This window comes from Ruegeria sp. A5 (genome assembly GCF_056543005.1).
Genome location: NZ_JBQGAV010000001.1, coordinates 1,027,359 through 1,050,322 on the forward strand (window position 1 = coordinate 1,027,359; position 22,964 = coordinate 1,050,322).

The following is a 22,964-nucleotide window of genomic DNA, read 5'->3' on the forward strand; positions in this document are numbered from 1 at the left end:
ATTCTTGGCGCTTCAGAGGTGCTCTTGCACATCCACGCAATGATACTTGGTCGCATCCAATATGTTGTGGTCCCTATCGGCAGCAGTGACGCACAGTGTCGTCCCTCCCTCTCGCGCCGATGTCGAGGCCGCCTCCTTCGTCACATAGCTTGGGTAATCATCGTGCCGATGCCACCTGCCTTGAACGGCATTGAATTCGCTTTGGGCATTTCTGCCGACTTGCTCAACGGAATAGCTTTCGCCCCACCATGTATGGAAATGGTTCTTCGATACGTCCGGAGTGAAATTCGCATCGTAGTTTACAAGCAGTTCGTCACCCTCTTTGGCGACCGATACAATCTGCACCTCACACCCATCCACAGGGCAGGCATTGGGCATCGCTGACTGGGCAGTTGCATCAGCACCAAACAAGAGTGTAGCTGCACCCAGGATCAGAGCGCCCTGACGAAGCTGGTTTCCTGAAGTATTCAATGACATCATTCCCTCCCAATCTTGGTTGAAATACGCAATTGGTGCCGATTCTAGCACAATCGCGAGTTTCTTTCTGAGACTTTCACCACAGAAGCCAGAATTCAGGCGTGCCACGTCGTTTATCGGCGGACGACCTCAAACTCTAATGGGCGCGCATCAGAGTGCAAAATTGATAGTGCAGGCGATATCAGCCCGCTATCGGCCAGCATTATGTTCTCGCGCTTAAGCTGGATTTCACGCGCATTCTCGAATTGTACGTAAGTTCCCGACGAACTGCGATCCGCCAGCATCAGCTTCCCGCCTTTCATGCTGAGTACCGCATGCAGTCGCGAAACCCACGGCTCAGGCAGGATGACATCGCATTGACTGGATCTGCCGATCGTTAGCTCCCCGCCTTCCCGACACCGCCAGGTATGATCGTCGTGATAAAGAATGAGCGCAAAGCTTTCATTCTGCTGCATGCCCTCAGATCCGCTGGCCGTCTGCGTCGGCAGATGCATCACGGTGCTTAACCCGTCCGTTGAGGCCACGATTGAATAGGCTTTGACCGGGTCACTCACACCTTTCAGGCGAAGCGATCCGATTGGGGTGAGCATCTGGAGACTTTCGGGGCTTAGATCCTTGGCGACGCTTTCGCTGACACAAGCTTCACACGGATTGGCCGCGGCCGCCAAACGTGCGGTCAGATTTACTGTTTCGCCAAATATCCCATTGTCGCCAATAACAACGGGACCTTGATGAACACCCGCGTGGACCGACAGTAATGTTCCGGGCGGTTTCTGAATCATCTCTACAACCGCGTTTACGGCGGCCTCGGGTTCCTTGAAATAGGACAAGACATCATCGCCTTTTTGCCCCACAGGAACTCCGCCAAACCCAAGTAGAACCTCACGCAATCGATCGATTTCAAACTGAATCAACTGCTGCGCCTGATCGTCCCCCATTTCTTCGTAGAACGGAGTGCTGTCAGAAATGTCAGCAATTATGGTCGTGACGAGCTTGGTTTCCACGGTGCTACTCGCAATTTGCTTGTCCGGAACGGCAAACCCTATTTGGGATCATAAACATAACCTATACCCCGCACGGTTCTGATGATTTCCGGCTTTTCCGGGTTGGTTTCAAGCTTCCGGCGCAGTCTGGATATTCTGATATCAATGCTGCGATCGAACGGATCCCAGGACCGGTCATGCGCTTGTTCTAGCAACTGATCACGGTTCAAAACACGCCCTTTGTTTTCAGCAAACACCTTGAGCAGACTATACTCCATCGCCGTTAGCGGGACTTCGGATCCATCCGGCGCAAGAAGTTTGGCTGCCTCTTTATCCAGCGTGTAGTCGCCAAAAAGGGCCAAATTGCCTTCGGGGGCATCTGCAGGCAGACTTTCGTTGATGGCCCCTCGGCGCAATAGGGCCTTGATCCGCGCTTCCAGTTCCCGAAGATCAACCGGCTTTCCAAGATAGTCATCTGCCCCCATCTCAAGCCCGATGATCCGGTCCACTACATCGCCTGCTGCAGTCAACATGATCACGGGCGTCGTGTTTTCAGGACGAAGCGATCTGAGGATCGAAAGACCGTCTTCCTTTGGCATATTGATATCCATGATCATGACATCAACAGCACGAGAGGAGATGACAGACCGGAGCTCTTCTCCGCCAGCGGCTGCAGAAACCTCGTACCCGCGTTTGCTCAGATATTCCTGAAGCATCTCGCGCACGTCGATCTCGTCATCGCAAACCAGGATATGGGTTTTCTGGTCATTCATCCGTTTGATCCTTCTGATCGGCGAGCAGCTTTCCGACAAGTATTCTCAGTTCCGAAGGTGAGACGGGTTTTTCCAGATAGGGCAGACCGGATTCCTTCAGCAGTCCCAATGAGCTTTCACCCATGGTGTCCCCGGTGATGTATGCTGTCCGGGTCAGCATTTTCGGAAAACGCGCCACCAGCGCCTCATAAATCTTGCGTCCGTCAACACCGGGCATGTTCATATCACTTAGGAATACATCGTAGCTGGTGGACTGCAGTTGCCTGAGCGCCTCTTTCCCTGAGGTAACGAAATCTACGTGAAAGCCATCCTTCCGCAGTATCTCGGCATTGATCTCACCCACTTCGACCTCATCATCCACGACCAATGCACGGCGCTTGGCAAAATTCGCGGCGGGTTCGGGTTTTTCTTCAGCCACATCATTTTGCATCTTTGCGACGGGCAGAGTTATCCGGAAGCAGGTGCCGGACACTGCGGCCTGATCAAGCCTGATCTGACCGCCATGGGACAGAATGATCCGGTGACAGAAAGCAAGCCCAATCCCGGTGCCGTCACCCACCTCCTTTGTGGTGAAGAACGGCTCGAAGATACGTGCGCGTATGGCTTTAGGGATACCGGGGCCATTGTCCTGAACCGTGATCTCAACCATTCCGGTGTCAGGCTTGACCTCGGCAGACAGCATGATCTGGTCGCCGATGCCGGATGCGGTCATGGCCTGCTCGGCATTGATGATAAGATTCAAGACGACTTGCGTAAGCTGGTCCGCATCCCCGGCAACTGCGGGCAGGTCTTCTGGCACACTTTGCTCAATGCGAATTTCGCCTGATGAGCTACCGTACCCGGCGACATCCGCAGCTGTTTCGATCATGCTGGGAACATCAACCTGCTCGATCTTGCTGGGCTGCTGACGCGCCATCGCCAGAAAGGTCTTAACAATCTTCGCGCAGCGTTCTGCGGCATTGCCGATTTTTTCAATCCTGACACCGAGATCGGGGTCAGAAATTTCTTCCTTCAACATCAACGAATGACCCACAACAACCGACAATGGATTGTTAAGCTCATGCGCGACACCGGCGAGTAGTTCGCCTAGCGCAGACATCTTTTCGTTCTGGAACAGCAGCTCTCGTTGCTTTTCAAGCTCAGCCTCAATGGCCAATTCATCGGTCAGATCGCGGGTATTGGAAACGATTACTTCTTCACCGTTGAACTCGATCAGCCGTGAAGAATCCGCCCCCCAGAACTTTCGCCCGCTTGCATCGACGAACTCCATACGCCGATCCTTAAGCGCCCCCGCTTGCCGGAGGTCTTTCAGGTACCGTTGGCGCTCATTCGGGTCCGCATAGTAGGATTTCGAACTTTCTGCTTCACCAAACAGCGCCTTTATCTCGGGCGTAGCAAACAGCACCTCTCCGGTGTCGGCATGCGTCATGTTGATGGCTGCTGGATAAGCCTCCATGACCTGACGGATCAGGGCATCAGCCTCTTTCTGGACGGTTAGATCGATCACGCTGGTCACGATGACTTCTTCGCCTTTGTAATCGATCAATTGAGACGAAATCGACGCAGGGAAGGTTTTGCCAGCCGCATTAATCAAGTCGAGCTTGTAGTCATCGACACGACCATCGGCCAAAAGCTGGGTTACAAAATCCGCGCGCTCTTCCGGCTTTTGATAATGCTGTTTTGCAGATTTGGAAGGTCCGAACATCTGCAGCGCAGCAGGCGTGCGATACAAGATCTGTCCATCACCAATCCGCGCCATAGTTACGATTGCCGAACTGGCATCCAACACCTTTCGGATCAATAGATCGCCGTCGCGCTCTTCGACCTCGGCTTGTTTGCGTTCGGTGATATCCTCACGCGTGACGACAAATCCGCCGAACTTGGTGGGATGAACAGAAACCAGATAGGTACGCCCATCCGTTTCCATCAGCTCAAAGTCTTGGATGAACTCGACCCCATTAGCCAACCGGTCCGAAACCCACTGCTGTTCATTGCCGATGGCCTCGGCGTAAATTCCCCGGCGCGCCGTCTCACGCATCAGGATTTCCCAGTCCAGTCCGGGTTGCAGCAGGTCGGCAACCCCCTTGTTCATCTCGGCATATCGTTGATTGAACAGGACAAGGCGGCGATCATCATCATAGAGGGCGAACCCTTCTTTGAGAGATTCGATCGCATCACGAAGAAGGTCCCTCGCCTTCTCGATTTCTTCAAATTCGTTCGCCATGCCCATCGTCATCCTGAATTTTTAGGATACCATTGTTTCAATGCCATTTCAAAATTAGCATCGTGTGTTTCAATTGTTTCAATAGGTGCCAACTCAGCCAAGTACCGGCCGATAAACCTGTTTGTTTTTGAGCCGGATAGCAAGTTGTGTGACCTGCTTCACAGAGCAACAACTGAAACACTTGGCACCGCTTCCAGACATCACAATGAAACATAGAAAGGTCAGTTATTGCCCATCTTAAGTGCGATTGGGTAAGAACGATGACTATTTCTTTTAGAACTACTGAAATGATTAACGCACCTATTTTTGCGTTGCATTCTTCGGCGTCCAATAGTGGGCAATGGAACCAACTGGCGGCGGATCTGGAAGGTCGCTTTAGTGTTCACGCTGTTGATCTTCCCGGGTACGGTCGTAGCCCGTTGACTGGAGATAACTCTCAAAACGGTGCGGCGTTTTCTGCCATACCGGTAATCCGCGAAATCGAAGCGCTGGGACGCCCCGTGCATCTGGTTGGGCATTCCAACGGCGGAGGCGTCGCCATCAAGGTCGCGTTGATGCGTCCTGATCTTGTCAAAAGCCTGACGGTATATGAGCCTGCAGTCTTTCATTTTCTGCAGGCTGGCAATGATGTCAGCAAGAAACTGTTCGGGCAAATCCAGCTTCTCGCGGGTGTGGTGAGCGCCGCAGCAGCGGATGGCGATGCCGCTGCTGGTATGCATCACTTTTTGGATTTCTGGAACGAGAAGGGGTTTTGGAACTCGCTGCCCGCGCAGGCCCGAGACCGGTTCATTGGGATGATCCCATCAGTCATGTCTGATTTTGCAAAAGGTTTTGCTGAAACCTGGCAACTGAAGGACCTGTCCAAGCTTGATATACCGACGTTGGTAATGACTGGTTTGGAGTCACCTGAGATTGCGCAGCACGTCTCGGTTGAGATCGCGAAGGCTTTGCCCAATGCGCGGATCGCGTTGCTGCCCGAGCTGGGCCATATGGCGCCGGTCTTCCAGCCCGAATGGATCAACTCAAGGATTTTCGAACACGTGGCCAATGTGGAGCGGCCCCTTGAAACTGTCAGCTGGCCAGAACGTCAAGCTGCCTGACCGGGGCCGCATTTAGCAATGCGGCCTTCATCAAACCACTACCACATCAAAAAGGAGCAATATCATGGGTATTCAAACATCGATCAACGCCACCACAGACTTTGCGGCAATCAAAGCAAAGCAAATCGTCGCCTGGGGCTCCGGCGACTACAGTAAAGTGGGTGTCACCCTTCAAATTACGGGTGAAGAACTGGCTGAAACCATGGATATGATGCCTGGTTCCAAGGTGCTGGATGTCGCCGCCGGGAATGGCAACGCCACCCTGGCCTTCGCCCGGCGCTTTTGTGATGTTACATCAACCGACTATGTAGAAGCCCTGCTGGACGCCAGCAGCCAGCGCGCCAAAGCGGAAGGTCTGTTCGTGACCTACAAGGTTGCCGACGCCGAAAACCTGCCTTTCGATGATCAATCCTGCGACGCGGTGGTTTCGACGTTCGGCGTGATGTTCACACCGAACCAACAACAATCAGCAGCAGAGCTGCAACGGGTCGTCAAACGCGGCGGCAAGATCGGTCTGGCCAACTGGACGCCTGACAGCTTCATCGGCCTTCTGTTCAAAACGATCGGTAAACATGTGCCTCCACCTGCTGGCGTAAGCTCTCCGGCTTTGTGGGGCAGCCGGGACTGGATTGAAGAAGCCTTCGGATCGCACAGCACCATCGTTTCGTTCCGACGCAAGAACTTCATGTTCCGCTACCGTTCAGCCGAACACTTCCTAGAGTATTTTCGGACTTTCTATGGTCCGATGCAAAAGGCCTTCGATGCACTGGACGCACCGGGACAAGAGGCGCTGCAGCGCGATATCATGGCCCTGATCGAGAAGTTCGATATCTCAGGCAATGACACACTTTGCATCTCATCCGAGTACGCTGAAATTGTCATGCAGCGCGGCTGAGATCATGAATCACTGGCTCATCGTTCTTTGACCCAACCGTCAAAGAACGATGAAGATTACCCGGTGTAGTCGATCCACCATTTTCTTGGTATTAGTTTGTTTAAGGGGGATTTTGTTATGGCCGAGCGCACACTTTATGAAAAATACGGTGGGTTTTCACAGATCAGCAAGATCGTGTTCTCGTTCTATGACATCCTGCTGGACAATGACGAGGTTGGACCCTTCTTCGACAACGTGGATATGAGCCGCATGGTCGACCATCAGACCAAGTTCATAGCGTCGCTCCTTGGTGGTCCGGCCTCCTACACCGACAATCAACTGCGCCAGTTACACTCTCATCTCGCAATTACGGATGACCATTTCGACGAGTTGGAGGTCGTGCTCCGTGATGCTTTGCAAAGACACGGCGTGGATGCCGAGGATATCGATATCGTTGTCGCGGAATTCAGTAAACGTCGCCCCTTGATTGTTGGATAAATCATGACCATCGAAGCCATCAATGAACAGCTCCTTCGCGCGATTGGTGTGGGCGTTGCCCTACTGGACCGTCAATCGCTGAAGTTTGGGTTCCGCAATGATACGTTTGACGAGTGGTTCAGTGCCGATGGCCCTTCAGACCAATTGCAGCAGCTCTTTCCTGATCTGGATATCGACACAGTGCAAACAAGCCTGTCCGGCACCGGGCGGCATACATCAGAAATCACGTTCAAAAAGAAACGCCGCACACTGGTGATCGCACTCGATTTCACGGTCGCGCACGACGATGTGCTGGTTCTGGTATGTCAGAACATCACCCGTATCAAAGAGCTGGAGTCCATGATCGACTCCTATTCGATGATGGTCGAACGGAACACCCGCGAGTTGAAGCGGGAAAAGGAGCAGGTTGAAAAACTGCTGCTAAATCTGATGCCCCGGTCGGTCTACGAAGAGTACAAGACTTTCGGCGTGGTCACGCCACAACTCTATGACCCCGTCTCCGTCCTGATGCTCGATTTCGTGGGGTTCACGGATATGGTCGCCTCGCAGGACCCAAGCGTCACCGTCACTGAGCTGAACGATATTTACAGCGCGTTTGATCGCATAGGTGAGCAATTCGGTTGCGAACGGATCAAGACAATCGGAGACGCATATATCACCGTCGCTGGTCTGCCCGATCCGACTCCGGATCACGCCAAGGCAATCGCAAACACAGCCATTCGTTTCGTACGCTATTTGACCCGCCGAAACCTGAGCCATCCGCATCAGTGGCGGTGCAGAATTGGACTGGCCACGGGATCGGTAGTCGGGTCGGTCGTTGGCATCCAGAAGTATGTGTACGATATCTTTGGTCCGGCTGTGAATCTGGCCTCCAGACTTCAGGAATTCTCTGACCCGATGCAGATTTCAGTCCAGGACGAAGTCGCTCAGGTCCTCAAAGATCAGTTTGACCTTGAGAATGTCGGCGCGCGAACAATCCGTGGGTTTGGAGAGCAAGACATCTGGCGCTTGTCCGACGATAGCTAAGCGTCAATGCCCGCTGTAATCCTTTGTTCGCACTAAATGGTGACTGATCACTGCAGTGAATACAGTAGGCTGTTTACCCAGTCCCAAAACCACTGATCTTGATCCCGAAATAAGCGGCTACTCGTTTGGGCGTTTGGTGACAACGGTTTCCAGCACCTCGCCTTCGTGATCAACAACCCGCCAGAGGCAATGTCTCTTGCCATTCACCTCCACAAAATCTCGTCGGCGTGCCACTTCCATATCGAGAGTGCGCGCAGTTGTTGCATCCGCATTCTTCGGATCTCAGAGGCAAACATCGGACCGAACCTGTCCCAACAGTAGCAGTCGGTTTCTTGACTCAGGTCGATGCCTCGCTCGTGCAACAGATCTACGGCATTCCGAAGCGAGAGCGGGAATCGGATGTACAGCATCACGGTCAAGCGGATGATCTCAGAACCGGTTGTTATAGTATTTGAAAGATGCAGGTCTGGTCATGGGCAAAAGCTACGCAACACCCCTACCCCGCCCAAGCAAAGCTCTTCTGACAAGATTCTTTTGACAGTTCCCCAATTGCAGTTTTCCTTGGTCACACAAACCTGTTCACATAATTCTCCAGAATCTCCTGACGCCCAGATTGTGGTTTCGGGTTGGTATTTTCCTGCAGAACCCGGGCAGAAATCTCTTCCAGACTGCTACCCAACATAGAAACTGCTTTCGGCGTGTTCCAACCGGAATACCGTTCCGTCAGCGCGTCCTCCAAGCCACCGTCTTCAATCATAGCAGCCGCAGCTTTCAAGCCTCGTGCACAAATGTCCATTCCGCCGACATGGGCTGCAACAAGATCTTTTGCATCAAGCGATTGCCGACGAATTTTGGCGTCAAAATTTGTGCCCCCAGTTGTAAAGCCACCAGCTTTCAGGATGTAGTAATATGCCAAAGCAACCTCTGGCGTGTTATTCGGGAACTGGTCCGTATCCCACCCGGATTGGTAATCGTTTCGGTTCATGTCGATCGAGCCAAGCATCCCTTCGGCAGCGGCAACCGCAATTTCATGCTCGAAACTGTGTCCGGCCAGGATCGCATGCCCCTGCTCCAGGTTCAACTTGACCTCGTCCTCCAACCCGTACTTCCTGAGAAATCCAATACAAGTCGCGGCGTCGTAGTCGTATTGGTGTTTGGACGGCTCCTGAGGCTTGGGCTCCACGAGAATAGTTCCTTTGAACCCAATCTTGTGTTTGTATTCAACGACCATGTTCAAAAAACGGCCCATGTGGTCCAATTCGGATTTCAAATCCGTGTTCAATAGGGTTTCATAGCCTTCTCGGCCACCCCATAGAACGTAGTTTTCTCCGCCGAGCTTATGGGTCGCATCCATGCAGGATTTCACTGTCGCAGCTGCAAACGCAAAAACGTCGGGATCAGGATTGGTACTGGCACCAGACATCCAGCGACGATGGCTGAACATATTGGCCGTGCCCCAAAGCAGCTTGGTGCCAGACACCTGCATCTTTTCACCGATATAATCGGTGATATCTTCCAATGTGCGCAGGTTATCGGCAAAATTTCCCTGTTCGGGCCGGATGTCAGCGTCGTGCCAGCAAAAGAATGGCTGCCCCAAAAGCTCAAACAATTCGAACGCAATATCTGCCTTCTGACGGGCCCGGTCCATATCGTCCTGAGGATACCATGGGCGTTCGAACGTAGGTCCACCAAAGGGGTCTCCGCCCTCCCACGCGAATGAATGCCACCAGGCCACAGCAAACCGCAGATGGTCCTCCATACGCTTGCCCATAATGATTTCATCCGGGTCGTAGTGACGAAAGGCCAACGGGTTCTTGCTGTCCACGCCTTCAAACTGGACCTTCTCGATCCCTTCAAAAAATCCACTTGGCATTTCTGCCCCCTACTCTGCTTTTTGTGCTGGCTGCTTGCCGAGAATGATCATCGACAAAAGATCGTCGTCAGTCACGTCTGAGATATCGACCGTCCCAACCAGTTTTCCGTTCTTCATGACCGATGCGCGGTCGCACAGTTCCATGACGGCATGCACGTCGTGATCGATCAGAAATATCCCGATGCCTTGCGCCTTTAGCTGGTGGATCAGATCCGCCACCATCTGAGTTTCATGCGGCCCAAGCGCTGCTGTGGGTTCATCCATGATCAGGATACGGGCGTTGAAATAGACCGCGCGCGCGATCGCCACTGACTGTCTTTGCCCACCCGATAAGGCGGAGACCGGGTCATTGAACTTCTGAAAGTTTGGGTTGAGCTGCGCCATGATCTTTCGGCACTCGGCCTCCATGGCTGCGTCGTTGACCAACCCAAACGGCGTCGTCATCTCGCGCCCAAGAAAAAGGTTCGAGGTCGCGTCCAGATTGTCGGCCAAGGCGAGCGTCTGATATATCGTTTCGATATTGTTCGCCCGGGCGTCACGGGGATTGCCAATCTCGACCGGCTTGCCATCGATCAGAATCTCGCCGTGGTCCATCTGATAGGCGCCGGACAATACCTTGATCAACGTGGACTTTCCGGCCCCGTTGTGGCCAAGCAGGCCAACGACTTCACCCGGATAGAGATCGACCGACACATGGTCGACGGCCTTGATCCCACCGAAGGAAATCGAGATGTCGCGCATCTCGACCAATGGCGGCGCGCCTGAACCGCGCCCAGTGCCAGAAGGTTTTTTCTGCGTATCCTGAGCTTGCATCACTTTGCCCCCAGTCGCTTGCGGTAAACGATGTCGATATAGACGGCCAACACGAGGACGCTGCCGACGACGATGTTCTGAAACGGCGCGTCAACGCCAACCATTGCCATGCCCGATTGCAGCGCCTGCATGATCAATGCACCCAGGATCGCGCCATAGATGGTGCCGATGCCGCCCGACAATGCGGTTCCTCCGATCACTGCAGCTGCTATGACCCGAAGTTCGTCGAGCGTACCAATGTCGTTCGAATGGTTCGCCAAGCGAGCCGAGGCGACCACCGCGGACACCGCGCACAAGAAACCTATCAAAGCAAAGATTTTCACGGTCAGCAGCCGAGTGTTGATACCCGAAAGCTCTGCCGCATCCGGGTTGCCGCCAGTGGCAAAGATGTACCGACCAAACCGGGTTTTTCGCGCCACAATTGTCAGCGTGACAGCCACGATGATTAGGATGAGTACAGAAATCGGTATGCCGTATCCTACAACTAGCCCCTCTGGCATTGTCTCTCCGCGTGCTTCGAACATACGTTGCAGTCGGCGCGTCGGTATGGCGTAGCTGTTTACGATGTAAACGTACCCAAGGATGGCGATTGCGATTATCCCGGCCAAAGTGGCTTCGGCCCAGACAGGTTTGACGGGGAATCCATGTGCCGCCTTTGCGCAACGACTGCTCCACAAAGCCCAGATCGCGATTGCGGTAGCAAACAAGCCGAACAGCCAGCTTGTCGTCGTTCCCAATGTCCCGTTGGTCCCGCCAAACATCAGGAATGTACTATCCAGAGGACCAATCGTCTGACCGCTGGTCAAATACCACGCCACGTTTCTCCAAACCAGAAATCCACCAAGCGTGACGATGAAGGCTGGTATCGTCAGGTATCCGACCATCCAGCCATGAAACGCACCAATCAGCGTGCCGACAAACAGCCCGACGACAATGGTGATCGCCCAGGTTGCTGGATTGTTCAAACCCATACCAAGTACTTGCGGCAAAAGCTCAGTTTGCGTCATTGCCATCACAGCCGAGGTAGTTGCCAGCAGCGCTCCTACCGACAAGTCGATGTGTCGCGTGACGATAATGAACACCATCCCACATGCCATAATGGCGACCGAAACTGTCTGGATGGACAGGTTGAATAGATTGCGCGGCGTCAGGAACCTTCCATCTGTGAAGATGTTGAATCCGATGCACAGGATGACAAACGCGCCGATCATTCCCAAAAGCCGCATATCCAGTTCCAGTTGCTGGAACAGGCTGGGTTTCGCTTTTTCAGGTACCGGCTGAGACGAAGTTTCGGTCATTTCCGATCTTTCATATTCAGCAATAGTCCCCGGCCCAGACGGGGCCAGGGACTTTGAAGTTTAGTTGCAGGGAGCAGGTCCGTTTTCAACGCCCTGACACAGATCTTCCAATGGGATCCATCCAGCGTCCACAACAACGGATAGGTTGTCCTTGGTGATCGGAACGGGTGCGAGGAAGACCGAGTTCATCTCGGTGCCACCCGGTGATGTCCAACTAACTGCACCTTCGACATCAGCAGGGCTTGTCCCTCCGCTCAGTGCGACTGCGATTTCGCCAGCGGCCTTTCCGAGTTCACGAGCGTCCTTCCATACCGAAACGGTTTGAGTGCCCAGCGCAACGCGGTTCAACGCTGCGTGGTCGCCATCCTGACCTGACACCGGAATGCCTTCCATACCCTGTGCTGTTAGGGCCGCAACAACACCGCCTGCAGTACCGTCATTCGACGCAACGACTGCATCCACGTTGTTCTCGTTCGCGGTCAGGATTTGTTCCATGTTCCGCTGCGCGTTCGCGGGCAACCAACCATCTGTGTAGGCTTCACCAACAATTACAATGTCACCGCTGTCGACGGCTGCTCCGATGATCTCTTGCTGACCCCCGCGCAGGAAATCTGCGTTCGGATCAGTAGGAGAGCCTTTGATCATCACGTAGTTGCCTTTTGGCATGGCCTCAAAGACAGCCCGAGCCTGCATTCTGCCGACTTCCACGTTGTCGAAGGTCAGATAAAATGCTCGGTCGTCCTCGATCAGACGGTCATAGGCAATGACCGGGATGCCTTCGTCAGCGGCAGCCTGAACCGCCGGTCCAATCGCCTGCGCGTCCTGCGCGAGAATAATGAGTGCATCCACGCCTTGCGCAATCAGGCTTTCGATATCCGAAAGCTGTTTGGCCGAAGACGATTGCGCATCGGCCGAGATATACTCGGCACCGCCCGCTTCTAGCGCCGATTTGATCGCGGCTTCGTCTGTCTTCCAGCGCTCTTCCTGAAAGTTGGACCAGCTTACGCCGACTACCGGCTCTGCGAACGCAGTCGAGGCCAGCAGCGTGGCTACAGCTGAAAAGCTGAGAATTTTTTTCATGATTTCCTCCCATAAGCAGAGCCATCTCAACTCGATTCGCGGCTCTTACAGTTTTAAATAACACATTTATTTCAGTCGGTAAAATATTTAGTCTATAAGACACACCAAAATTCAAATAGATTGAACCAAAGGTAAGATTCGCGAGGGCAAGATGCTGAAAAGCAAAGCGTCTGTAGTTTCTTTGGACCAACGAAACGCGACCCGCCTGCGGGTGTTGGAACAGATCAGAAGCAATGGATCCGTATCGCGGATTGATATCGCATCCGCCTTGGAGACCAGTCCTGCCACGATCACTTCAGCGACGGCTGATTTGATCTCGGCAGGGCTGATCAAGGAAACCGAAGGCGAAGCTCAGTCAAAGTCTGGAAAAAGAGGGCGGCCCAGAGTTTTGCTGCAATTGGATGGCCAATCCATCCTTGTTGCGGGCCTGAAGATTGCTCGTCAGGTGATCTCGGTCATTTTGGTGGATTTTGAAGGCAACGAGGTGACGTCGCACAACGTCCCGCTTGAAGACGCCCGAATGTCGCCGACGAACCTTATATCGACTATTCGCGAAGCCCTTGAAGATACGTGCCAACGGGTCGGTCTTTCAATCGGACACTTGGCTGGCGTTTCAATCGGATTGGCCGGGCAGATTGATGCGGCAAAGAATTTTGTCCACTGGTCATCCTCGGTAACTGAAAGAAACATTGACTTCAGCCCTTTACTTGCGAAAGAACTACCCTGCCCTGCATTCGTGGAAAACGACGCGAACCTTGTCGCAAAGGCTGAACAGCTTTCTGGGCTAGGCAACGGGTTGAAGAATTTCCTTGTCGTCACGATTGAACATGGTGTTGGGCTTGGCATCGTTCTGGACGGCCGACTTTATCGCGGGGAAAGAGGGTGCGGGGCCGAATTTGGGCATACCAAGGTGCAACTCGATGGCGCATTATGCCAATGTGGACAACGGGGGTGTCTGGAAGCCTATGTGGGGGACTACGCCCTGATCCGGGAAATGACTGTCACAGGTCACGCCGATAATATGCAAACGGTCTCGGATATCCACGCTCGCGCCAATTCCGGTGATGATAGAGCCGCCTCGGTTCTAGCGCGTGCAGGACAGATGTTCGGGCTTGGAGTATCCAATCTGATTAATCTGTTCGATCCCCAGTGCATTATTGTATCGGGCGCGCAAATGAGTTTTGAACACCTTTGCTCAGCCGATGTTATGACGCGCATTCGAAATGGTGTTGTGAATGTCGACGCACCCTTGCCTGAAATCAAAGTGCATCACTGGGGTGATCTGATGTGGGCCAAAGGTGCGGCCGCCTATGGGATCGAACAAGTCTCGATCCTGAAGGTGAAGGAGCTTGCGGCGAATGCGTCCTGAACTTGCGGCATTACTCTTTCTTGCCACGGCTGCCGAAGCGGGCACTCAGCCGCAATTCAAAGTAATAGATGTACCTGCACATATCTACGACGGCGGTTGGGAGCATTTTGTGGGTGGTGGCGTAGCAGTTTTCGACTGTGACGGCGACACGTTTCCCGAATTGTTCGTCGCGGGCGGATCCAATCGATCTCAGCTGTTCAAAAACACCTCTCAGGGCGAGATTTCTTTTCGGATTGAAACGCCGGATCCACTGTTCTTGACGGGAGTAACCGGTGCTTACCCATTAGACATTAACGGCGATGGCATGACTGACCTGGCCATTTTGCGCGTTGGCGAAGATGTGCTGCTTCAAGGGCAGTCGGATTGTCAGTTCCGTCCCTTCGATAACATCGAGTTCCAATCCGAAGATCACTGGACCACAGGGTTTTCAGCCACTTGGGAAGAAGGCCAGGCTATGCCGACTCTGGCGTTTGGAACTTACGTGGATCGCTTCGATCCAGAAGGTCCGTTTGAATCCTGCGGGCCAACCCTGCTCTATCGCCCGAACGGGAACAGTTATGGCCAACCCCAGCATCTGAAACCGGGATATTGCTCGCTTTCCATTTTGTTTTCAGACTGGGCGCGAACCGGACGTGCTGACCTCCGTATCAGCAACGACCGCCATTATTATGTTCGTGGTGGGCAAGAGCAACTATGGGCCATGGAGCCAGAGCCCCGATTGTATTCGCCCGAAGACGGATGGCTGCCCTATTCGATCTGGGGCATGGGAATTGCCTCTCGCGATCTGACCGGAGACGGCTTTCCTGAGGTTTACTTGACTTCGATGGGTGACCAAAAACTCCAAATTTTTGACCCCGATACCGGCGGCCCGACGTGGCGCGATGCAACTTATGAAAAAGGCACGACTGCCCACAGGCCGCATGTCGGCAACGACGGAAGGCCGTCGACCGGTTGGCACGCGCAGTTTGGAGACGTCAACAATGACGGCAGAGACGACATCTTCGTCGCCAAAGGCAATGTCGAGCAAATGCCCGATGCAGCACTGAACGACCCGAACAACCTTTTGGTTCAGGATTCGGAAGGTCAGTTTATCGAAGCTTCGGCAGAGGCTGGTGTTGCGTCGATAGCGAAGTCTCGCGGCGCAGCGCTTGCGGATCTGAACAACGATGGGCGGCTCGATCTGGTGGTCGTAAACCGTGGATCAAAACTTGAGGTCAACCAGAATATATCAGCAGGTGGCAATTGGCTGTTGGTAGAAGTTACTCAGGACAAATTCAATTGGGCAGCGGTAGGCGGATTTGTCGAGGTTCGAACCAGGCAGGGCTTACAGACCCGCGAAATAACCATTGGCGGCGGACATTTAGGAGGCACGGCTGGCTATCACCATTTCGGCTTGGGGGCTGAAACTCAAGTACAGTTACGGGTAATATGGCCGGACGGAGAAGTCGGTGCGTGGCAGGAGGTCGTGCCGAACCAGATCGTTGAAATGCATAGGTGACTATTGATCTACCGGCAGACCGCTTGGAACATAGGCAGGAACGCCCAACCTCTGCGCAGGGTCTTCAAGGCTTGCCAGAAAGCTCAATAACGCGTCGATCTCATTATCTGTTAGAACAACCTTCGGTAAACTATTGCTTTTGGCTATGGCATCTAGATGTTGCTGATCCAGCAGCGGAGTTTCGTCTTCAGAACCCGGAAAATCTGGCAAATAAGCCATTTCAGTAGTGTAGCTTCGCAAAGAAGAAACCGAGTCCAGATGGTGGCGTACGATATCCTCCAGCCGTGCAAATGCTCCATTGTGCCCGTAAGGAGCGGTTAGCGTCACATTGCGGAGCGATGGCGTACGAAAGGCAAACGCGTCCTCGGAGTTACCCGTGACGCGAAGACGACCATCATCTCTGACATGGTTCTCAAATCGAGCGGCCTTTCCGGGCCCGATTTGCGGAAGGGCGATCGAATGAAACTTGTGATCTGTTTGGAACCATCCCACGTGGCATGCGCTACACCCCGCCTCTCCATAAAACAGGTTCATGCCAAGTTCGGCGTCTTCGGATAGTGTGCCCTCGCCTCGCATCGCGCGATCAAAAGGACTGTTATCTGCGCGCCATTCGAACGCGATGAAATCTGCGATCACATTTGCTATGGCCGTGAAAGATATCTCACCACCCGGCGTAATGGCTTCAAACCGCTGCTTGTATTCTGGGATAGCGGCAACACGTGCTGCAATCAGATCCCACGCGCCGCCTTGCTGTGTCAAAAGCCCGAGTCGAACTGCCTTGCTGACGTCATTTTCCGAGTAATGACCAGCCATTTCGTCTGGTGAAAGAACCGGGAACATCGCCTGCGCCGCTAATGCCGATTGGAAACCGGACCGCATATGTGTCCCCAAAGGTGTTCTAATCCCGTTGGGTTGTGATGGATCGGCCTCAAGGCGCCCATCATGAAAAAACGTCGTAAACTCTGTCGCACCAAGATTCCAAAGCGCCGGTGAATTACGGGGGATGCGTCGCTCCGGCGTATTCTGGGGATCCAGCCTGCGTTCAGCAGCCAGGCCAATCCCGCCTTCCCCGATTCCTAACGAAAGGCCGTCCGAAGTGCCAAACCTCGGGTGATGGCAGGTCGCGCAACTGATGTTCTTGTTGCCGGACAAAATCGGGTCGTAGAATAGCAACTGTCCTAGTTCAACGCGGTCGAAATCAGGTTCTGGGAAAGTTGGAGGTGGCCCAAGCTCCTGAGCATTGGCGCCATTGCCGGCAATCAAAAAGCCAATGGTGGAAATGACTAACCTAGCTCTCATTGCCATCTTCCGAAATCTCGAGCGTGAGCACCTGCCTGTAAGGTTTCTCGTAGGTGCATATGATCGAAGGAAACGAGGGTATGTTGGGCGCATTCGGATATCCGGAGGGTTCGATGCACAAACCAGCCGAACCGCTTAGCGGCTTCGCCAATTGGGCACCCGAATAGACCTGTACTCCGGGTTGGTCAGAATAAGCAGTCAGAGAAAGACCAGACGGTGCGGTGAACTTCGCGACCGGACCAGTTGGATCGCGATTCAGGTCAAAGCAGAAATAGTGGTCGATGGCCTTTGGAACATGCCCGATCGATCTGGGCGCAGAGAAATCAAGTTCGCCGTTCTTGGTCGAACACATCGCACCGGACGGAACTCCTTGTTCGTCTAGTTCCAAGTAGCGGACAGAGGCCAGTTCCAGCTTGTGTGCGTCGACACCTTTTGAGCTGCCCAACGAATAATAGTTATGCTGCGTTAGGCTGATCGGCGTAGGACGGTCAGGATAACCTTTTAATATATAGGTCAACCGTGGGTACCGCAGCGTGACGCTGACCTCGAACCGGACATTCGCAGGAAAACCGCTTTCCCCGTCGTGTGAAAGGTAGTGCAATACCACTTCGTTCGGTGCGGTCTGTCTAAGGTTCCAGAATTGTTTGGAAAGCCCCTCAACCCCGCCATGCAGAGTATTCTTACCCTCATTGGCGCTAAGCCCAAAACGTGTGCCTGCCAACTCGAACCGCGCGCCGCCGATCCGGTTCGCAACACGACCTACAACTGCGCCCACATAACTTGTATCGAGTAAGTACTTGATTGGATCATCAAACCCCAAAATTAGCGGTATATCCTTGAACCACCAACTTTGAGTGATTGCCCCGTAGTTCAGTACCGATGCCCGCATATCGCCATCGGTCAGCATAACCGTCTCGACCCGAGAAGAATATTCCATTGCAGGCGTCATCCTGCCGCCAAGGGCGCCAGTGCCATGTAATACTGTCGATATCGCCCATATTCCCTTTCATAGTGTTCGGCCAGATCGTTACGTGGATCGATAACTTCCTGAATTTTGGGCGGTGTCATGATGTCCCCAAGGTTTGCGTTGTTGGCCGCGCAGATAGCGAGGCGCGCTGCGCCCATCGCCGCTCCGAAATCACTGCCTTTTGGCAAGCCCAACGGCACTTGCAATACGGTCGCCATTGTTTCCAACCAGAACCTGGATCGTGCACCTCCTCCAACAGCCATCAAGTTGGTCGGTACGGTTCCGGTGCTTTTTAAGGCTTCAAGACAGTCCCGCATCGCAAAGGCGACGCCTTCCATCACAGATTGTGTCAGTTCAGCGGGGCCCGACGCGACATCTATTCCTAAGAAAGCTGCTCGGATCCGGCTGTTGTTATGCGGCGTTCGCTCGCCTGAAAGGTACGGTAGGAACGCGATCGAGGAGGGTCCGGTTATACTGTCGGGTACCATCGACGCCAGTTTTTCCACAGATTGACTTATATTGCGAGACAACCAATTCATACTGTTTGTTGCCGAGAGTATGACCCCCATTTGTATCCACATTTCGGGAACAGCGTGGCAAAAGCAATGTACTGCAGTTTCAGGTGCCGGAGCATATGCATCCCGAGCAACAAGAAGAACTCCGGACGTTCCCAAAGATACAAAACCCGCGCCGTCCCGAATGCTCCCGATGCCACACGCGGCGGCCGCATTGTCACCTGCGCCACCTGCCACAACGACAGGATTGGAAAGCCCCCACGCCCGCCGCAGCTCAGTTTTCAACTCACCAGCCGGTTCGTTCCCTTCGACAAGACGCGGCATCTGCGAGGCATGCATGTGACCCAAACCCAAAGCCGTTTCCGACCACTGACGATTGTCTACGTCCAACCATGATGTGCCGGCACTGTCTGACATGTCCGATATGTACTCACCCGTCAGCCAAAACCGCAGATAGTCTTTAGGCAATAGAACCTTGGCTGTTTTTGAGAACACCTCGGGCTCGTGCGATCGCACCCATTCCAGTTTCGGGGCCGTGAAGCCAGGAAAAACGATGTTTCCTGATATGGTGCGCATCTGTGGAATCTGGTCGAGTGTACTTGCCTCGTCCGCCGAGCGTGTATCATTCCATAGAATGCAGGGCCTAAGAACCCTTCCACTGGTATCCAATAAAGTGGCACCATGCATGTGTCCGCTCAGACCAATGCCGCGAAGTTTTGCGAATGCCGGTTCGTTGTCCGCACGGAGATTCGCGACAACTTCTAAGCAAGCGCTAATCCAATCTGACGGATTCTGCTCGGACCAGCCGGGTTTTGGCGTCGATGTAGAAATGCCAGCTTCTGCGTCGCTGACGACGAGACCGGATTCATCGATCAGAATGCCTCTGAGTCCCGACGTTCCCAAATCCAATCCAAGATACATTCGGCGCCATCCTTTGAGTTTTATTTTAGTTGATAAAATTAATCATGGAAGACGCAGTGTCAAGGCGACTGTCGCGCTACTCCAACTTTACCCAAGCCGCATTTCTTGCAGAACTTTGCACGCAAGCTGCAACGAACCTGACACCATTCAATCCATCCTGAACAGTGGGATAGATCACCGATGGATCAGCTGAATTGCCACTTCGAAACGCTGTTATGGCGTCCGCAGCTTCACTATAGACATTTGCAAAACCTTCCAGATACCCTTCCGGATGGCCCGGAGGCACCCTGCTCAGACGGTTGGCGGCGTCCCCGGCTCCAGCCCCATTGCGGGTGATCAGTCGTTTCGGCTCACCATAGGGCGTAAACCAAAGATAGTTTGGATCTTCCTGCGCCCACTCGATCCCACCTTTTTCACCATAGACACGCAATCGCAGTGCGTTTTCGTTGCCGGGGGCAACTTGGGACGACCACAGCATCCCGCGCGCGCCACCGTCGAACCGCAGCAGGACATGTGCGTTATCGTCGACCCTGCGCCCCGGCACAAAGGCCTGCAAGTCAGCCGCAAGGCTTTCCGCCTTCAAGCCTGTCACAAAGCAGGCGATATTGTAGGCGTGGGTTCCGATGTCACCCGTCGATCCCCCTGCTCCGGAGCGCTCAGGATCGGTTCGCCATTCGGCTTGCTTAAAGTCTTGCTGCTCGGTCAACCAGTCCTGCGGATATTCAACCTGAACCACGCGGATATTGCCAATCTCTCCGTTGGCGACCATCTCACGCGCCTGCCTGACCATTGGATAACCGGTGTAGTTATGGGTTAGAATGAACAGCGCGCCTGAACTCTCCGCCGCCTTCACGAGCTTCTTGGCATCCGCAAGGGTCGAAGTGAGGGGCTTGTCGCAAATCACGTGAATACCGCGCTTCAAGAACTCTCGCGCTGCGGCGTAATGAACGTGATTAGGCGTAACGATCGAGACTGCTTCGATCCCCGATTTCAAACGCGCTTCTCTGATCGCCATCTGCTTAAAGTCGTCATAGACCCGTTCGAGCCCCAACGCTTCTCCGCTTTCTCGAGATTTTTCTGGCGTTGAAGACAAGGCACCCGCGACCAACTCGAACTTGTCATCCAAGCGCGCCGCAATTCGATGCACACCGCCTATGAAAGCATCAGTGCCGCCGCCAACCATGCCAAGGCGAATGCGGCCTGATTTCACTTCACTGCGTCCAGTTACCATTAGTCTATCCCCAGCATTTTTCGATTGGCCGCCATATCGGTGCCGCCATCCGCAAAGTCGTCGAATGCTTTCTCTGTGACACGGATAATGTGGTCAGAAACGAATTGCGCGCCTTCGCGCGCTCCGTCTTCTGGGTGTTTCAAGCAGCACTCCCACTCGACCACGGCCCAGCCGTCAAAATCGTTTGCAGCCATTTTCGAAAAAACGGCTCCAAAGTCGACCTGACCATCACCAAGCGAGCGGAAACGCCCTGCCCGGTTAACCCAGCTTTGATAACCAGAATAGACGCCCTGCCGACCGGTCGGGTTGAACTCGGCGTCTTTGACATGGAACATCCGGATTCGGTCTTTGTAGATGTCGATATTATCCAGGTAGTCGAGACACTGCAGAACGTAATGCGACGGGTCGTACAGCATACAAGCCCGAGCATGATTGCCCGCCCGTTCGAGGAACATCTCATAGGTCACGCCATCATGCAGATCCTCGCCTGGATGGATTTCATAACAAACATCGACTCCACAATCTTCTGCGTGATCCAGGATCGGGACCCAACGGCTGGCAAGCTCATCAAATGCTGTTTCGATAAGGCCAGCAGGACGTTGCGGCCAAGGGTAAACATAAGGCCATGCGAGCGCGCCAGAGAATGTCGCGTGCGCTGATATCCCTAAATTTTTGGAAGCTGACAGCGCCTTCTTAACCTGATCAACGGCCCACTCCTGCCGGGCTTTTGGGTTTCCCCTGACGCTTTCGGCGGCGAAGCCGTCGAATGCTGCGTCGTATGCGGGATGCACGGCAACAAGTTGGCCCTGAAGATGCGTGGACAACTCCGTCACTTCCACGCCGTTCTCTTTGGCCTTGCCCTTGAATTCATCGCAGTAATCCGTGCTTGAGGCAGCGGTTTCAAGATCAAACAACCGGCCGTCCCAACTGGGCACCTGAACGCCTCTGTACCCACAATCCGCCGCCCATTTGGTAATGGTGTCCCACGAGTTGAAAGGCGCTTCATCTCCGGCGAACTGTGCCAGAAACAACGCCGGGCCTTTGATCGTTTCCATAATGTCTCCTCCCCAAAAACCGATGCCTCTATGGCGGTAAATTTTCCTTCAGATAGATATCGATGCGAATACGTTCTTGTGCCTTGTTGAACGGAACCTTGTCTGATGTTGCGCGCAACAGACGGACCGCGGATCGGACCAAGTGACCTGAATCCTGCGAGATTAACGCATCAAATGTTCCACGGCTTAGTGCGTCACGGCTGAGCGGCGTGAGTTCATGGGCTATGATCACCAGATCTTTGCTGATTTTGCTGTCGGACAGAAACTGGATCAAACCGGCGTTGCCAGCAGCGGAAGAATAGATACCGACAAGATCTGGATAGGTTTCAAAAATCTCGGGCATCATCTTGTAAATCAGCTCAGGGTCATCGCGACCTTCGACCGACGCCACAACTTCGAGATGCGGAAAATCTTCGGCAATCACCAGATCGAAACCCTGCCGTCGTTCCAAATGATCCCGTGCCAAGCGCGAGCCTGTCAAGACCAACAACTTTCCCTTGCGATGCACAAAGCGCCCCATCAACTGTGCCGCAGTCCGACCAGCCGACACGTTGTCAACTCCGACGAAGTGGTCGCGCTCCGAGCTGGGCAGGTCAGACACCAACGCGACGACTGGAACGCCTTTGTCCCGGGCCCGTTTCACCGCATCACGTACCGACGGTGTTTCCGGACCGAAGACGGCGACGCCATCGACTTCCCGAATGTCCAAGGCGTCTAGGATTTCGACAATTTCCTGGGGATCAAATGGAGCGACACGTTGGATTTTCATACGAGTCCGCTCGATGAACTGATCGCGCGACTGTTCTACGATTTGCTTGCTAAGCGCTTCGACAAACTCGTTGTCGCTATCGGGCAGCACAAACAAGAAGTTATAGACACGCTTTCTCGCAAGGTTGGCTGCAGCGGTGTCGCGGACATAGCCAAGCTCATTAATTGCCTGTTGAACCTTTTGTACAGTCACTGCACGAACGCCCGGCCGTCTGTTCAGGACACGATCAACGGTTGCCAGACTGACACCCGCAACACGCGCAATGTCATTCACAGTTGGTTTGTTCACCAATTCTAGTTTGTGTTTTTGCTCTTTCACGTG

Annotated in this window: 20 protein-coding genes and 1 pseudogene; 6 read left to right on the top strand and 15 right to left on the bottom strand. The window is 53.7% G+C overall.

Annotation, left to right across the window (positions count from 1 at the left end; translation table 11 throughout):
* Nucleotides 1–12: 12 nt before the first annotated feature.
* The 4 genes from ACR0AY_RS05195 to ACR0AY_RS05210 form a co-directional block, all read right to left on the bottom strand.
* Entirely contained in the window at nucleotides 13–477 is a 465-nt protein-coding gene (locus ACR0AY_RS05195; protein ID WP_170396227.1) for a hypothetical protein, read from the bottom strand.
* Nucleotides 478–590: 113 nt separating this feature from the next.
* Complete coding sequence (locus ACR0AY_RS05200; protein ID WP_170512779.1) at nucleotides 591–1,481, bottom strand: adenylate/guanylate cyclase domain-containing protein; 891 nt, start codon at nucleotides 1,479–1,481, stop codon at nucleotides 591–593.
* A gap of 38 nt (nucleotides 1,482–1,519) precedes the next feature.
* The gene (locus ACR0AY_RS05205) at nucleotides 1,520–2,233 is read right to left on the bottom strand and encodes a response regulator (RefSeq protein WP_170511845.1); all 714 of its coding nucleotides are present in this window, start codon (nucleotides 2,231–2,233) and stop codon (nucleotides 1,520–1,522) included.
* Entirely contained in the window at nucleotides 2,226–4,457 is a 2,232-nt protein-coding gene (locus ACR0AY_RS05210) for an ATP-binding protein (RefSeq protein WP_480453792.1), read from the bottom strand. Before ACR0AY_RS05210 ends, ACR0AY_RS05205 begins: the two co-directional genes overlap by 8 nt.
* A 287-nt stretch (nucleotides 4,458–4,744) precedes the next feature.
* On the opposite strand from ACR0AY_RS05210, the gene ACR0AY_RS05215 reads away from it, so the two are divergent.
* From ACR0AY_RS05215 to ACR0AY_RS05230, 4 genes are all read left to right on the top strand, one after another.
* On the top strand, nucleotides 4,745–5,557 hold the full coding sequence (locus ACR0AY_RS05215; protein WP_480438708.1) for an alpha/beta fold hydrolase: 813 nt from the start codon (nucleotides 4,745–4,747) through the stop codon (nucleotides 5,555–5,557).
* 64 nt (nucleotides 5,558–5,621) lie between these two features.
* Entirely contained in the window at nucleotides 5,622–6,452 is an 831-nt protein-coding gene (locus ACR0AY_RS05220; protein ID WP_170512774.1) for a class I SAM-dependent methyltransferase, read from the top strand.
* 117 nt (nucleotides 6,453–6,569) lie between these two features.
* On the top strand, nucleotides 6,570–6,929 hold the full coding sequence (locus tag ACR0AY_RS05225; RefSeq protein WP_170403431.1) for a group I truncated hemoglobin: 360 nt from the start codon (nucleotides 6,570–6,572) through the stop codon (nucleotides 6,927–6,929).
* A gap of 3 nt (nucleotides 6,930–6,932) precedes the next feature.
* Nucleotides 6,933–7,955, top strand: a complete 1,023-nt coding sequence (locus ACR0AY_RS05230) for an adenylate/guanylate cyclase domain-containing protein (RefSeq protein ID WP_170396212.1) — start codon at nucleotides 6,933–6,935, stop codon at nucleotides 7,953–7,955.
* Nucleotides 7,956–8,078: 123 nt separating this feature from the next.
* On the opposite strand, the pseudogene ACR0AY_RS05235 reads toward ACR0AY_RS05230, so the two are convergent.
* From ACR0AY_RS05235 to xylF, 5 genes and pseudogenes are all read right to left on the bottom strand, one after another.
* A pseudogene (locus tag ACR0AY_RS05235) lies at nucleotides 8,079–8,429 on the bottom strand (DDE-type integrase/transposase/recombinase); the annotation flags it as partial.
* A 91-nt stretch (nucleotides 8,430–8,520) separates the two neighbouring features.
* The gene (gene xylA, locus ACR0AY_RS05240; protein ID WP_170512772.1) at nucleotides 8,521–9,828 is read right to left on the bottom strand and encodes a xylose isomerase; all 1,308 of its coding nucleotides are present in this window, start codon (nucleotides 9,826–9,828) and stop codon (nucleotides 8,521–8,523) included.
* Between the two features lie 9 nt (nucleotides 9,829–9,837).
* Complete coding sequence (locus ACR0AY_RS05245; RefSeq protein WP_170403439.1) at nucleotides 9,838–10,641, bottom strand: ATP-binding cassette domain-containing protein; 804 nt, start codon at nucleotides 10,639–10,641, stop codon at nucleotides 9,838–9,840.
* Nucleotides 10,641–11,939, bottom strand: coding sequence for a sugar ABC transporter permease (locus tag ACR0AY_RS05250; protein ID WP_170512771.1), 1,299 nt, complete (start codon nucleotides 11,937–11,939; stop codon nucleotides 10,641–10,643). The genes ACR0AY_RS05245 and ACR0AY_RS05250 overlap by 1 nt, the downstream gene beginning before the upstream one ends.
* Before the next feature lie 60 nt (nucleotides 11,940–11,999).
* Nucleotides 12,000–13,019 carry a D-xylose ABC transporter substrate-binding protein gene (gene xylF, locus ACR0AY_RS05255; RefSeq protein WP_170512769.1) on the bottom strand — a complete coding sequence of 340 codons (1,020 nt, stop codon included), beginning with the start codon at nucleotides 13,017–13,019 and terminating at the stop codon, nucleotides 12,000–12,002.
* Nucleotides 13,020–13,170: 151 nt separating this feature from the next.
* On the opposite strand from xylF, the gene ACR0AY_RS05260 reads away from it, so the two are divergent.
* Nucleotides 13,171–14,388, top strand: a complete 1,218-nt coding sequence (locus tag ACR0AY_RS05260; RefSeq protein ID WP_170511829.1) for an ROK family transcriptional regulator — start codon at nucleotides 13,171–13,173, stop codon at nucleotides 14,386–14,388.
* Nucleotides 14,378–15,886 (top strand): CRTAC1 family protein, encoded by a 1,509-nt coding sequence (locus ACR0AY_RS05265; RefSeq protein WP_170512767.1) that lies wholly within the window; start codon nucleotides 14,378–14,380, stop codon nucleotides 15,884–15,886. Before ACR0AY_RS05260 ends, ACR0AY_RS05265 begins: the two co-directional genes overlap by 11 nt.
* On the opposite strand, the gene ACR0AY_RS05270 is transcribed toward ACR0AY_RS05265, so the two are convergent.
* From ACR0AY_RS05270 to ACR0AY_RS05295, 6 genes are all read right to left on the bottom strand, one after another.
* A complete protein-coding gene (locus ACR0AY_RS05270) occupies nucleotides 15,887–17,185 on the bottom strand; it encodes a cytochrome c peroxidase (protein ID WP_170512765.1) in 1,299 nt (432 codons plus the stop codon).
* Nucleotides 17,175–18,122 (bottom strand): aldose epimerase family protein, encoded by a 948-nt coding sequence (locus ACR0AY_RS05275; protein WP_170512763.1) that lies wholly within the window; start codon nucleotides 18,120–18,122, stop codon nucleotides 17,175–17,177. The genes ACR0AY_RS05270 and ACR0AY_RS05275 overlap by 11 nt, the downstream gene beginning before the upstream one ends.
* A gap of 8 nt (nucleotides 18,123–18,130) precedes the next feature.
* Complete coding sequence (gene xylB, locus ACR0AY_RS05280; RefSeq protein WP_170512761.1) at nucleotides 18,131–19,588, bottom strand: xylulokinase; 1,458 nt, start codon at nucleotides 19,586–19,588, stop codon at nucleotides 18,131–18,133.
* A 76-nt stretch (nucleotides 19,589–19,664) separates the two neighbouring features.
* Entirely contained in the window at nucleotides 19,665–20,819 is a 1,155-nt protein-coding gene (locus ACR0AY_RS05285) for a Gfo/Idh/MocA family protein (protein ID WP_170403456.1), read from the bottom strand.
* Complete coding sequence (locus ACR0AY_RS05290) at nucleotides 20,819–21,874, bottom strand: sugar phosphate isomerase/epimerase family protein (RefSeq protein ID WP_170512759.1); 1,056 nt, start codon at nucleotides 21,872–21,874, stop codon at nucleotides 20,819–20,821. Before ACR0AY_RS05290 ends, ACR0AY_RS05285 begins: the two co-directional genes overlap by 1 nt.
* 28 nt (nucleotides 21,875–21,902) lie before the next feature.
* Nucleotides 21,903–22,931, bottom strand: coding sequence for a LacI family DNA-binding transcriptional regulator (locus ACR0AY_RS05295; protein WP_170511815.1), 1,029 nt, complete (start codon nucleotides 22,929–22,931; stop codon nucleotides 21,903–21,905).
* Nucleotides 22,932–22,964 lie beyond the last annotated feature (33 nt).

Excerpts from the sequence above, each read along its gene's own strand:
- ACR0AY_RS05285 (WP_170403456.1), bottom strand. The coding sequence starts at position 20,819 with ATGGTAACTGGACGCAGTGAAGTGAAATCAGGCCGCATTCGCCTTGGC.
- ACR0AY_RS05260 (WP_170511829.1), top strand. The coding sequence starts at position 13,171 with ATGCTGAAAAGCAAAGCGTCTGTAGTTTCTTTGGACCAACGAAACGCG.
- ACR0AY_RS05250 (WP_170512771.1), bottom strand. The coding sequence starts at position 11,939 with ATGACCGAAACTTCGTCTCAGCCGGTACCTGAAAAAGCGAAACCCAGC.
- ACR0AY_RS05245 (WP_170403439.1), bottom strand. The coding sequence starts at position 10,641 with ATGCAAGCTCAGGATACGCAGAAAAAACCTTCTGGCACTGGGCGCGGT.
- ACR0AY_RS05275 (WP_170512763.1), bottom strand. The coding sequence starts at position 18,122 with ATGGAATATTCTTCTCGGGTCGAGACGGTTATGCTGACCGATGGCGAT.
- xylA (WP_170512772.1), bottom strand. The coding sequence starts at position 9,828 with ATGCCAAGTGGATTTTTTGAAGGGATCGAGAAGGTCCAGTTTGAAGGC.
- xylB (WP_170512761.1), bottom strand. The coding sequence starts at position 19,588 with ATGTATCTTGGATTGGATTTGGGAACGTCGGGACTCAGAGGCATTCTG.
- ACR0AY_RS05290 (WP_170512759.1), bottom strand. The coding sequence starts at position 21,874 with ATGGAAACGATCAAAGGCCCGGCGTTGTTTCTGGCACAGTTCGCCGGA.
- ACR0AY_RS05220 (WP_170512774.1), top strand. The coding sequence starts at position 5,622 with ATGGGTATTCAAACATCGATCAACGCCACCACAGACTTTGCGGCAATC.
- ACR0AY_RS05195 (WP_170396227.1), bottom strand. The coding sequence starts at position 477 with ATGTCATTGAATACTTCAGGAAACCAGCTTCGTCAGGGCGCTCTGATC.
- ACR0AY_RS05215 (WP_480438708.1), top strand. The coding sequence starts at position 4,745 with ATGATTAACGCACCTATTTTTGCGTTGCATTCTTCGGCGTCCAATAGT.
- ACR0AY_RS05210 (WP_480453792.1), bottom strand. The coding sequence starts at position 4,457 with ATGGCGAACGAATTTGAAGAAATCGAGAAGGCGAGGGACCTTCTTCGT.
- ACR0AY_RS05225 (WP_170403431.1), top strand. The coding sequence starts at position 6,570 with ATGGCCGAGCGCACACTTTATGAAAAATACGGTGGGTTTTCACAGATC.
- ACR0AY_RS05265 (WP_170512767.1), top strand. The coding sequence starts at position 14,378 with ATGCGTCCTGAACTTGCGGCATTACTCTTTCTTGCCACGGCTGCCGAA.
- xylF (WP_170512769.1), bottom strand. The coding sequence starts at position 13,019 with ATGAAAAAAATTCTCAGCTTTTCAGCTGTAGCCACGCTGCTGGCCTCG.
- ACR0AY_RS05270 (WP_170512765.1), bottom strand. The coding sequence starts at position 17,185 with ATGAGAGCTAGGTTAGTCATTTCCACCATTGGCTTTTTGATTGCCGGC.
- ACR0AY_RS05205 (WP_170511845.1), bottom strand. The coding sequence starts at position 2,233 with ATGAATGACCAGAAAACCCATATCCTGGTTTGCGATGACGAGATCGAC.
- ACR0AY_RS05230 (WP_170396212.1), top strand. The coding sequence starts at position 6,933 with ATGACCATCGAAGCCATCAATGAACAGCTCCTTCGCGCGATTGGTGTG.